At 43.2% G+C, this 11,196-nt stretch carries 7 protein-coding genes and 2 tRNA genes; 4 read left to right on the top strand and 5 right to left on the bottom strand.

What is annotated here, in order from left to right:
* The 5 genes from dmpG to Q0017_RS12075 all read right to left on the bottom strand — a co-directional run.
* Positions 1-782: 4-hydroxy-2-oxovalerate aldolase (gene dmpG / locus Q0017_RS12095; RefSeq protein ID WP_298147185.1), on the bottom strand; the 782-nt coding region annotated here is incomplete at its 3' end.
* Between the two features lie 11 nt (positions 783-793).
* On the bottom strand, positions 794-1,687 hold the full coding sequence (locus Q0017_RS12090; protein ID WP_297428821.1) for an acetaldehyde dehydrogenase (acetylating): 894 nt from the start codon (positions 1,685-1,687) through the stop codon (positions 794-796).
* Between the two features lie 23 nt (positions 1,688-1,710).
* Entirely contained in the window at positions 1,711-2,508 is a 798-nt protein-coding gene (locus Q0017_RS12085; RefSeq protein ID WP_298147182.1) for a fumarylacetoacetate hydrolase family protein, read from the bottom strand.
* Between the two features lie 440 nt (positions 2,509-2,948).
* The gene (locus Q0017_RS12080; protein ID WP_298147179.1) at positions 2,949-3,623 is read right to left on the bottom strand and encodes an HAD-IIIA family hydrolase; all 675 of its coding nucleotides are present in this window, start codon (positions 3,621-3,623) and stop codon (positions 2,949-2,951) included.
* A gap of 123 nt (positions 3,624-3,746) precedes the next feature.
* Positions 3,747-4,712 carry an RluA family pseudouridine synthase gene (locus Q0017_RS12075; protein WP_298147176.1) on the bottom strand — a complete coding sequence of 322 codons (966 nt, stop codon included), beginning with the start codon at positions 4,710-4,712 and terminating at the stop codon, positions 3,747-3,749.
* A 733-nt stretch (positions 4,713-5,445) separates the two neighbouring features.
* On the opposite strand from Q0017_RS12075, the gene Q0017_RS12070 reads away from it, so the two are divergent.
* The 4 genes from Q0017_RS12070 to Q0017_RS12055 all read left to right on the top strand — a co-directional run bounded on the left by Q0017_RS12070 (position 5,446) and on the right by Q0017_RS12055 (position 11,196).
* On the top strand, positions 5,446-8,901 hold the full coding sequence (locus Q0017_RS12070; RefSeq protein ID WP_298147173.1) for an Rne/Rng family ribonuclease: 3,456 nt from the start codon (positions 5,446-5,448) through the stop codon (positions 8,899-8,901).
* A 157-nt stretch (positions 8,902-9,058) separates the two neighbouring features.
* The gene (locus Q0017_RS12065) at positions 9,059-10,900 is read left to right on the top strand and encodes a long-chain-acyl-CoA synthetase (RefSeq protein ID WP_298147170.1); all 1,842 of its coding nucleotides are present in this window, start codon (positions 9,059-9,061) and stop codon (positions 10,898-10,900) included.
* Positions 10,901-11,024: 124 nt separating this feature from the next.
* Positions 11,025-11,100 (top strand) — tRNA-Lys (locus Q0017_RS12060).
* A 24-nt stretch (positions 11,101-11,124) separates the two neighbouring features.
* A tRNA-Lys gene (locus tag Q0017_RS12055) sits at positions 11,125-11,196 on the top strand.

The following is an 11,196-nucleotide window of genomic DNA, read 5'->3' as shown; positions in this document are numbered from 1 at the left end:
TCTTCAGCAACGTCTTGTACTTTGAACAAGTCAACGCCAGTGTCCATACCCATACGGTTTGCAACTGCGATGAACAATTCAAGTGGCGTGTTACCCGCGCCCGCACCAAGACCTGCAGATGCTAAGTCAACACGTACTGCGCCTGCTTGAACCGCAGCAACAGTATTTGATACACCCATACCTAAGTTATGGTGACCGTGGAAACCTAGCTCAATGCTTGGATCCAAGTGTTGACGTAAATGATCTACGCGATCTGTTACATCTTGAGGAAGCATGTAACCTGCAGAATCTGTTACATAGATACAGTTTGCACCGTAAGACACCATCTTCTTCGCTTCTTCTAAAAGACGCTCAGGAGTTGCCATGTGAGCAAGCATTAAGAAGCCCACTGTGTCCATTTCTAATTTACGTGCAGCTGTGATGTGCTGTTCTGAACAATCTGCTTCTGTACAGTGTGTTGCAACACGAATAGTAGATACACCAATTTCGTGCGCCATGTGTAAATGGTCAACCGTACCGATCCCAGGTAAAAGTAATGCAGATACTTTTGCATTCTTCATACGTGGCACAACAGCAGATAAATATTCTTCGTCAGTTGCAGCAGCAAAACCGTAGTTTACTGATGAACCACCAAGACCGTCACCGTGTGTGACTTCAATTAAAGGTACGCCTGCATCATCAAGTGCTGTTGAAATTGCAATCATTTGCTCAACAGTGGTTTGATGGCGCTGTGGGTGCATACCATCACGTAACGTCATATCATGAACAATAATCTTAGACATGTGGTTGCTCCTTAAGCTTCTTTATTGAATACGTGTTCAGCAAACATTTCTGCAGTACGTGCAGCTGCTGCTGTCATGATGTCTAGGTTACCTGCATATTTAGGTAAGAAGTCACCAAGACCTTCTACTTCTAAGAAGATAGACACACGGTTGCCATCAAAAATTGGACCGTTTACAAGTTTGTAACCTGGTACATATTTTTGCACTTCTTTAATCATTGCATGTACTGATTCAGTGATCGCAGCTTGATCTGGCTCACCTTCAACTAAGCAATGTACTGTGTCACGCATCATGAGTGGTGGTTCAGCAGGGTTAATGATGATGATCGCTTTACCTTGTTTAGCACCGCCAACTTTCTCAATTGCGCCCGCAGTTGTACGTGTAAACTCATCAATGTTTTTACGTGTACCAGGACCCACTGATTTTGTTGATACAGTCGCAATGATTTCGCCATATTCAACAGGTTGAACACGAGAAACCGCAGCCACCATAGGAATGGTTGCTTGACCACCACATGTCACCATGTTTACGTTTGGCACTTCGCCCGCTGCAAGCAATGCTTCTAAGTTTACAGGTGGTACGCAGAATGGACCAATTGCAGCCGGTGTTAAGTCAATCATTAACACGCCAAGTTCATTTAATTTACGGCTGTTTTCAGCATGTACATAAGCAGACGTTGCATCAAATGCAATTTTAATGTCGTCTTCTAGTACGTGTGGAAGTAAACCGTCTACGCCTTCAGCTGTGGTTTTTAAACCCATTTTTGCAGCACGCGCAAGACCTTCAGAAGTTGGGTCAATACCCACCATCCATACTGGCTCTAACCATTCGCTACGTTGCAATTTGTAAAGCAAATCAGTACCAATGTTACCTGGACCGATCATTGCACATTTAATCTTTTTCATGAATGTACTCTCTAAATTTGGGTTTATTCAGCAGCAAAAGCAGCAGTCACTGAACCAAAGCCTTCGATTTCAACTTTAAATTCATCACCTGGGTTTGCAACAACCATTGGACCTAACGCACCTGATAAAATGATGTCGCCTGCAAGTAATGGACGACCACGGCGTACCATTTCATCTGCAAGCCATACTGCTGCATTGAGTGGGTTAGCAAGACAAGCTTTACCCACACCTTGCGATACCACTTCATCACCACGTGTCATGGTCATTTTGCAATTCACAAGATCAAGGTTTTCAAGTTTTACAGGACGTGAACCTAGAACAAATGCTGCACTTGATGCGTTATCAGCCACTGTATCAATCAATGAGATTTTCCAGTTTTCGATACGGCTATCCACCACTTCTACCGCAGGTAATGCATAATCAGTTGCACTGATAATGTCTGCGTAAGTGTGTTTTTCTTTGGTTAAATCTGATTTGATCACCAATGCGATTTCCGCTTCAACTTTAGGTTGAATCAATAGACCCGCAGGAATCGCTTCACCATCGCCATAAGCCATATCGGCAAACAACATACCAAAGTCAGGTGAGTCCACGCCCAATTGCTTTTGTACAGCAACTGAGGTTAGACCAATTTTACGACCTACAAGGCGACGACCTTCTGCAAGTGCACGTTTGGTATTTACTTCTTGAACTGCATAAGCAATATTTACGTCAGCAGTTTCACCGCCTAATTGTGGACGGATCGGTGCGATCGCAGCTTGATTGACTTCCGCATCACGGAGTGCTTGAGCAACTGATTCAACAACAGCAGAATTCGACATCAATGTTTCCTTAAACTGCAAAAATTGGACATCTATCTAAGTCAAAGTTTGAAGCAAAACCGCAACATGCATTGATGCAACATGGCTTGTTATGCACGCTAAAACTTAGATGGATGTATAAACTACTTTAGCATCGACAAAATAACGCGCTTATGCCAATACTTATTTTATTTTTTTCAATAGCTAATACCTATAAATATTTTTTATTCTTTTCTATTTAAATCAAAAATTTATACTATGTTATTGTTCTAAGCTTCAGCTATAAACTGCTGCTAAAAGCCAAATTATGCTTACATTTTAAGCATAATAAGACTAATAGCGTAGAACAAAATCTTTACAGAATCACTCTAGACTTACATTTATTAGCTTAGGGTTTTGGCGTTAAAATTACTATGCGCCAATAGGCTTAATTTGTATCAAGTTGCTAAAACAACCGCCTCTTAGCCCGAAGCTGCCACTGCTTGCTGAGTGAGTGTCTGCAAAAATTGGCTTAAGTCACTTACATTTTGGGCAATATAAATCGGATGATAACGTTGTAATACCTCAACAGCATGCACACCATACGCCACGCCAACACTTGGCATACCTATGTGTTGTGCCATACTCAAATCATAAGAAGTATCCCCCACCATAATCGCCTCATTGGCTTGAATGCCAGTATGTTGCAAAATCTCTGCTAGCATTAATGGGTCAGGTTTAGATTTGGTTTCACTTGCAGCACGCGTCGCCACAAATAAATCTTGGCTTTGGGTTTGCGCCAAGACACGATCAAGTCCTTTACGGCTTTTGCCCGTGGCTACTGCCAATTGTATGCCTTGGGCTTTAAGATGCTGCAACATGTCACTGATACCTACAAACCATGCATCGCCTTTGGAATGCGCCACATAATGTTCTGAATAACACTGCAAAATATCAGCATGTAATTCAGGCACCTGTGGAAACAGGGTGTGTGCCACTTCAGGTAAACCTAAACCAATAATACTTTTGGCGTCTTCATGAGTGAGAGGCTGCTTAAATTGCTCGGCTGCAAATTGTAAACTTGCCACAATTTGCCCGACCGAATCAAACAAGGTGCCATCCCAATCAAAAATGATTAGTTTAAGCGCTGCACTCATATGACTTATCTTCCATTGTTTATGCCTTACACAATAAACCCTGTTGGCAAATGAACAGCGCAAATGTGTGCTATCAATTTCCCCACAGGGTGCTTAGGTTTAACTTATTTCAGTTAAAGCGACTTATTCGTCATCTACATCAGGGACAATTACAGGATCGGCTTTTTGCGCACGCAATTGTGCCACAATGCTTTGCATATCTTCAGGCAATGGTGCTTCAATGACAGGATAGCCCGGAATTTCAAGACGCATGGCATGTAAACATAAACGACGTGGTTTTGGACCACGATATTGAGTTTCGTGACCATATTTATCATCTCCAACCAGTGGATGACCAATACTTAAACCATGCACACGAATTTGATGGGTACGACCTGACAGTGGTGAGGCATGTACCAAAGTGGCATGCATAAAGCGCTCTTTCACATTCCACTGAGTTTTTGACTCTTTACCTTCTTTAGATACACAGACACGACGCTCACCATTGGCAAGTTCGTAACGATGCAACGGTTGATCAATCAACTGCTTATCTAAAGCAACTTTACCTTTCACCACAGCTGCATAGGTTTTTTGAATTTTGTGCTCACGTAACAGGTCTTGTAGGTTTTTCAGCACACTACGTTTTTTAGAAATCATCACCAAACCTGAAGTATCACGGTCAATACGATGAATCAGTTCTAAATATTTTTTGCCACTAGCAGCACGTAAGCCTTCAATTAAGCCATACGCCACACCACTACCGCCATGTACCGCAATTCCTGATGGTTTATTGACCACCATTAAGCCTTCATCTTCGTACACTACGCGGCTGAGTAAGCTTTGTGCCACTTTGTCTGATACAGGTGCTGCTTCTTCTTTTTGTTCAAAACGAATTGGCGCCACACGAATTTGATCGCCAATTTTAAGCTTAGTTTCAGCTTTGATACGTTTTTTATTAACGCGAACTTGACCTTCGCGAATTAAGCGATAAATCCGGCTCTTTGGAACACCCTTTAAACGGGTAAATAAAAAGTTATCAATACGCTGTCCGTCTTGATGTTCATCAACTTCGAACCAAGTCACGGCTTGCCATTGTTGGGTAGAATTCATACAGTTGTTATGACCTAAAAAAATACTAAAATTGGATAAAAAATGTTCGGTTAGGCTATTCTTTTCACAAGAAAGATCAGTTTAGCCCATAGGCAGATGATGCAAGGTTTGATATAGTCAGCGCACGGAAACCGCCGTAACTGAGTCGGAATTTAAACAGTAGCCCCTTGTTGGGTCAATGTTCAATTAAATGAATCACTCAATAGCTCGGAAAGGTCCCAAAAGAATATGCCAACGCCGAGGGCTTATTATATCGGCAAAACTTGCAAACTGTTGCGTTAATTTGTACCTCGGTACATAAATCAGTTTGCCCGAAAAAATATGTCGCCAATCTTCAGATTGGTTTTTAAACGTAAACTGATACACATCAGATTCGTCGCCCCTGTACTCTTTCAGGCTACAGCGTTTGATGCATTGGATCTGCACAATTTGTAAAGATACGACGTTCATTCCGTATCAAGTCGTTCTCTTCAAAAGAAGAATTCGCTTCGAGCAATGTGACAGTGAAAGTTATTCATCCAATGCACCGCATGTCCGCCAGTGACAAGAGACAGGTTGACTTTAATCATTCAAGATTAAAGCCGTATTGCTTATCCATCAATACGAGAATCATACGCCTTTGCCACCTCATTTGGCAGGTAAAAAAAGCTTAGAAAAAATCTGAGCGTTGATCCGTGATGTTTATGAGCAAATCGCGACCTTGTGCTGTGTATCACTATAAGGTGTTACACCCATGAAACGTATGTTGATTAATGCAACACATGCCGAAGAAATTCGCGTTGCACTTGTCACAGGTCAGCGTCTTTACGATTTTGATTTAGAAAACCGCACCCGTGAACAAAAGAAGTCTAATATCTACAAAGGTCACGTGACGCGTGTTGAACCGTCACTTGAAGCTGTGTTTGTTGAATATGGTGCACAGCGTCAAGGCTTCTTGTCGATGCGTGAAATTGCCAATTCATATTACAAAGCCGACCCACGCCAAACTTCAAATATTCGTGAATTGATTACCGAAGGCACTGAGCTTTTGGTTCAAGTTGAAAAAGAAGAACGTGGCAATAAAGGCGCAGCTTTATCGACCTTTATCTCGCTTGCGGGTCGTTATTTAGTTCTTATGCCAAATAATCCAAAAGGTGGCGGTATTAGCCGTCAAATTTCGGGTTCGGTACGTGAAGAACTCAAAGAAATGTTGGCTGCATTAAACATTCCACGTGGTATGAGCGTGATTGTGCGTACTGCCGGCATTGGTCGTTCACAAGAAGAATTACAGCTTGATTTACAGCACTTACTTGACCTTTGGGCGCAAATTCAAAGCACCTCAAGTTCAGGTCCATCACCAATGCTGGTGCATCAAGAAGCAGGTGTGGTTACCCGTGCTATTCGTGATTACTTACGTGATGATGTCGCTGAAATCTTAATTGACTCAGAACAAGCCTATAACGAAGCCTATAACTTTGTTAAAGCCGTGATGCCACGTCAGTTAGACAAATTAAAAACCTATACCTTAAATGAGCCACTATTTGCTCATTTTGGTGTTGAAAGCCAAATCCAAACTGCTTATGAACGTGAAGTGAAACTTCCTTCAGGTGGTTCAATTGTGATTGATCAAACTGAAGCTTTAGTCTCAATTGATATTAACTCAGCTAAATCAACTCGCGGTCATGATGTTGAAGAAACTGCGCTTAACACCAACTTAGAAGCAGCCGAAGAGATTGCTCGCCAATTACGTTTACGTGATATTGGTGGTTTGGTGGTGATTGACTTTATTGACATGACCAAAGACCGTAACCAACGTATGGTTGAAGCCAAACTTCGTGAAGCGACGCAAAGCGACCGCGCACGCATTCAATTTGGTCAATTGTCACGTTTTGGTTTAATGGAAATGAGCCGTCAGCGCTTACGTCCATCATTAGAAGAAGCGACAGGTTATGTCTGCCCACGTTGTCACGGTACTGGTATGGTGCGTGATTTACGTTCGTTGTCTTTATCGATTATGCGTAAAGTGGAAGAAATTGCTTTACGTGAACGTCATGGTGAAGTTCAAGTTCAAGTGCCTGTTGAAATTGCAGCGTTCTTACTCAACGAAAAACGCCATAGCTTGGTGTATTTAGAGCAAACCTCAAATGCGCGTGTGACTGTACTGCCGCATCCGCATTTAGAAACACCACACTATGAAATTTCATATAACCCTGAAGGCTTTGCGCCAACCAGTTACGAGCGTACAGAAGCTACGCGTAACAGCGAAAAAGAACTGGGTTATGAATCATCTGAGTGGCATTTAGAAGAAGCAGAACATACTCCTGCTCCTGCTGCACCACAACAAGAAAAACAACCTCCAAAACGTGCCAAACAAGCACAGCACAATGTAGCGCCTGCTCAACAACCACAAGTGGCGGCGCCTGCCCCTGCTGTGGCAGCGTCAAGCCCATGTGCATGGTTAGAAAACTTGTTTGTTCAAAAACAAGCAAAAACCGTGGATCAAGCACGTACTGCCAACAATGCTGCTGCTGCCATTGAACAAATGGTGAATGGTGGTGCGGTCAGCCGTGGTCAATTTGGTGAAGTGAAGCATGCTGTTGCAGCAACCGCAGCACCTGTGGTTGAAAGCAGTAATGCATATTTAGCACCATCTACGGTGGCTAAACCTGAACGCGAAGCTGAAAAAGTTGAACGTGAAGAGCGTCCACGTCACAACAATAACAACAAAAAACCGCGCAACAATAAACACAAAGAACCGCGTGAACAAGTGGCTGTGACACCGGAGCCTGTACAACATCAAGTACATGAAGAAGTGATCCAAATCTCACGTCAAGAGCAACGTCAAGAAGCGCGTGAGAACAAACGCAATTCACGTCGTCCGCATCCAAACCATGAGCAAAACCCAGCACAAGTAGAGGCGCAAGCCACTGAACCTGCTGTACCACGCCGTGACCGTCGTAATCAACCACGTCCAGAACGTCCAGTACGTCAACGTGATCCAAGTGTGTTAAACAACGACACTGCTGCACCAGTTGCACCTGTAGCTTCGATCAATGAACAGCAACCTAAAGTTGAAGTCATTGACGCACCACGCTCAGAAATGATGGCAACAGCATTGGTGGTGAATGTTGATCAAGCACAAAGCGAAATCGTGGCATTAGCTCCTGCACAAGCTGCTCCTGCGCCTGTGGTTAAAGCCGAACGCCAAGAACGTCAAGAGCGTCCACAACGTCAGCCAAAACCTGAGCCACGTGAACGTCGTGCTGAAAAAGCAGCTGCTCCAGTTGCCGAAGTTGTTGTGGCTGAAGTTGCAGTGGTTGCGCCAGCAAGCGAACAGCCTGTGCAAGCAGCAGTCAAACGTGCCAGCAATGATCCACGTCAACGCCGTCGTGAACAACGCCAAGCCAAAGCACAGCACACTCAAGCACCAAAATTGCGTGCCACTGAAGTACCAACTTTAGCGCAGTACAGCATTGGTAGCTTGATTCGCAAAGTCTACGGTGAAGATTGTTCTGTATTAATTGAACAATTTGGTTTATTACCAACCTTTAACCGTGCATTGCAAAAATTCACCGATGAGTATGCAGCAAGCTTTGCAAGCTCAACAGTGAGCACTGATGTTGTTGCCGAGAAAAAGCCGGTTACGCGTGATGTAGAAGTGACTAAAGCACAACCGCAAGCTGAACCTGCAGCTGTGCTTGACTTAACGCCACCTAAAGCTATTAGCCGTATGGCCAATGACCCTCGTGAACGTCGTCGTTTAGCAAAACAAGCTGCTGAACAAGCGTTTGAACAAGCTAAAAAAGCACAACACACTGAAGTTACACCTGAGGTAATTGAGGTGGTTGCTAACGAAGTAGCTGTGACTGTAGATGTATTAACTGAAACTCCAGTTGCTGTAGATGCACCAGTCGCTTGTGTAGAAGTAGCAGCTGTTGCAATTGAGGCGGTTGTTGAAGATGCACCTGTTGCTGAAGTAACTCAACAGCTAGAAGCAGCAAACACGGATGCACCTGTTGTAGATGTACCTGCTGAAACACCGCCTACGGAAGTGCTAAGCCAAGATGATGCTGTGATTGCAGCTGATGCTGAAGCACACACTGCACCTGAAATTGAAGATGACGCCGATAAAGCGAGCAAAGATAAAAATGCACGCCCTCGTCGTCCTCGCGGTCGTCCACCGAAAAAGGTTCCACCTGCCACTGAATAATACACGTGGTAGGCTGAAGTCTAAAAAGACCTAGTCACTTCGGTGACTAGGTCTTTTTCATGATTTTATTTAAGTTGTATAGCGCCTGCTATTGTAAGATAAACCATCTGATCCCCTAGTCCCTGAGATTAGATGACAAATAAAAAATAGGATTCTTATGAGCCAAACATCACAGAGCCATCTGATTGGTATTGCTGAAGTTGCAGCAAAATTACCCAAGTTTATGCGTAAAGTGCCACATTTGGTCACTGGTCTGAAACAAGCTTATTTGCGTACTCCAACTACTCCCACCGGACTAGGATTGGCCTTTGAAAAAGCAGTCAAACGCCATCCTCATGGTATAGCCTTGCTATTTGAAGAGCAAAAATTTAGCTACAACCAACTCAATGCATGGGCCAACCAAATTGCACACTACTACCTGTCTTTAGGGGTACGTAAAGGTGATGTGATTGCCGTGATGTTAGAAAATCGCCCTGAACTGATTGCAACCGTGATTGGCTTGGCCAAACTTGGTGTGACCGCAGCGCTTGTGAATAGCTCACAAAGTGGTAAAGTCCTCATTCATAGCATTAATTTAGTCAAGCCGATTGCTTTAATTGTGGGTGAAGAATGCCGTGCGGCAGTTGATGAAATTCGTCAAGGGATTGAAATTAATGAAGATCGCTTTTATTGGTTTGCCGACCAAGCCACCACTGTAAATCCCGGTAGTTCACCTAGTGGTTATTTAAATTTAGCCAAAGTAGTTGATCATTTTGCGCGTTTTAACCCACCGACCACGGCAAAAGTGCAAGGCAAAGACGGACTGTTTTACATTTATACCTCCGGTACTACCGGCTTACCCAAAGCTGTTATTTTTAGCAACAGCCGTTGGACATTGGCGTATGGCACCTATGGCCACGTTTTAGCGCTCAATAAAAATGATGTCATGTATGTGACCTTACCGCTGTATCACGCGACAGGTATTGTAGTGTGTTGGTGTGGTGTGATTGCAAGTAGTGGTGCTTTAGCCATCCGTCGTAAATACTCCACTTCCTCATTTTGGCAAGATGTGAAAAAATTTGATGCATCTGCAATCGGTTATGTCGGTGAGTTATGCCGCTATTTAATGGATGCACCAGAATCTGAGCTTGACCGTGAGCATCGTGTTAAAAAGATGATTGGCAATGGCATGCGCCCCAATATTTGGGACAAATTCAAAGCACGTTTTGGGGTAGAAGAAGTCCTAGAGCTGTATGGTTCTAGCGAAGGTAATGTAGGCTTTAGTAACGTATTTAACTTTGACAACACAGTGGGTTTTTCACCTACCCCTTATGCAGTGATTGAATTTGATAAAGACAAAAATGAGCCAATTTTAGATGCCAAAGGCTATTGCAAACGGGTCAAAAAAGGCGAAACGGGGTTATTGATTGGTAAAATCACCCGTCGCTCACCCTTTGATGGTTATACCGACAGCAGCAAAAATAAAGCTGTGATTATGCAAAATGTCTTCAAACAAGGCGATGCATACTTTAATACTGGCGACTTAGTACGTGATATTGGTTTCCGTCATGCACAATTTATTGACCGTTTGGGTGATACTTTCCGCTGGAAAGGCGAAAATGTATCTACTACACAAGTTGAAAATATTGTCAGTGACTATGAAAAAATCGCCAATGCCGTGGTGTATGGAGTAGAAGTACCACATACCAATGGTCGTGCCGGTATGGTTGCCATTACCTTAGCTGAACATTGCAGCCTAACTGAGCAAGATTTAAGCAATATGCTCACGCATTTTAAGGCTGAGTTACCAAGCTATGCAGTACCTCTGTTTATTCGTGTGCAAGAACAGGTAGAAACTACAGGCACTTTTAAATATCTTAAAAATAAACTCAAGACCCAAGGTTTTAACATTTATGAAACCAATGAAAGAATTTTGGTGCTCTTGCCCGGTCAAAAAAGCTACTGTGATTTAACGCCTGAGCTTTATGAAAACATCCAAGCTTATAAATATCGCTTCTAATTTGTTTGTTTTTTGACATAAAAAATGCAATTTGCTGTATTTATAAACAAACATACACAATTTTGTGATTTTTTACTTGCGCTGTCAGTCAATCTTGCTACAATACGACCCATCAAAACGAGATGGGTCGTTAGCTCAGTTGGTAGAGCAGTAGACTTTTAATCTATTGGTCCCGCGTTCGAGTCGCGGACGACCCACCACTTATTTTGATCAATCTTTGAGATGGGTCGTTAGCTCAGTTGGTAGAGCAGTAGACTTTTAATCTATTGGTCCCGCGTTCGAGTCGCGGACGACCC

The sequence above is a fragment of the uncultured Acinetobacter sp. genome (genome assembly GCF_947624825.1).
In the GTDB taxonomy this organism is placed as follows: Bacteria; Pseudomonadota; Gammaproteobacteria; order Pseudomonadales; family Moraxellaceae; genus Acinetobacter.
The sequence above is the reverse complement of the archived record's forward strand: the minus strand, read 5'-3'. Positions and strand labels throughout refer to the sequence as shown.

Excerpts from the sequence above, each read along its gene's own strand:
- Q0017_RS12090 (WP_297428821.1), bottom strand. The coding sequence starts at position 1,687 with ATGAAAAAGATTAAATGTGCAATGATCGGTCCAGGTAACATTGGTACT.
- Q0017_RS12085 (WP_298147182.1), bottom strand. The coding sequence starts at position 2,508 with ATGTCGAATTCTGCTGTTGTTGAATCAGTTGCTCAAGCACTCCGTGAT.
- Q0017_RS12080 (WP_298147179.1), bottom strand. The coding sequence starts at position 3,623 with ATGAGTGCAGCGCTTAAACTAATCATTTTTGATTGGGATGGCACCTTG.
- Q0017_RS12075 (WP_298147176.1), bottom strand. The coding sequence starts at position 4,712 with ATGAATTCTACCCAACAATGGCAAGCCGTGACTTGGTTCGAAGTTGAT.
- Q0017_RS12070 (WP_298147173.1), top strand. The coding sequence starts at position 5,446 with ATGAAACGTATGTTGATTAATGCAACACATGCCGAAGAAATTCGCGTT.
- Q0017_RS12065 (WP_298147170.1), top strand. The coding sequence starts at position 9,059 with ATGAGCCAAACATCACAGAGCCATCTGATTGGTATTGCTGAAGTTGCA.